Source organism: Marinobacter sp. C7, from assembly GCF_022343555.1.
Classification (GTDB): Bacteria; Pseudomonadota; Gammaproteobacteria; order Pseudomonadales; family Oleiphilaceae; genus Marinobacter.
Genome location: NZ_JAKQZH010000085.1, coordinates 1 through 533 on the forward strand (window position 1 = coordinate 1; position 533 = coordinate 533).

The window sequence follows — 533 nt, forward strand, 5'->3', positions numbered from 1 at the left end:
TTTTGGCGAGAGACTTTGCGGAATGAACTCGGATTGCGGCCATTGCGAAGGGCGAGCTGTTCGAGGGTCATGCCGCGCTCGTGGACCTCGCAGAGGATTCTCTTCCAGGTCCAGGTGATCGGGTTACTCATGCGGAACTCCTGCCTGAAAGCGGGCGCTGCAACGCCCGCTTTCTTTGGGTTGGTTTGGAACAACAGCACCCCGCAACAATGGGGTGCTAAGTAGACATGTTTATTCCATGTTTGGAATTAGGTCAATTCCAAACATGGAATATGAGGGGTGTGCCTGTGGTTAAAAAAGAAGACCCAGGGGAAATGACGTTTAGGGAGCGGGTTCGAGAGGTAATTCAAGCGGGCGGAAAGTCTGGAGAGATTTCGCGCCAGACGGGCATACCCTTAGGCACGCTCAACAAATATGTTGCGCTTACTTCGACCCCTTCGGTGCTCAATGTCCTGAAGATCGCGAAGGCAGTGGGTCTGACGGTAGAACAGTTAGCGGGAGGTGACTTCGCTACTCTTGAGACCACTGCGACG

At 53.7% G+C, this 533-nt stretch carries 1 protein-coding gene; it reads left to right on the forward strand.

Translation table 11 applies throughout. The annotated features are described in order from the left end of the window. Positions 1-287: 287 nt before the first annotated feature. A partial coding sequence (locus tag MD273_RS18855; protein WP_239039298.1) for a helix-turn-helix domain-containing protein occupies positions 288-533 on the forward strand: 246 nt, incomplete at its 3' end.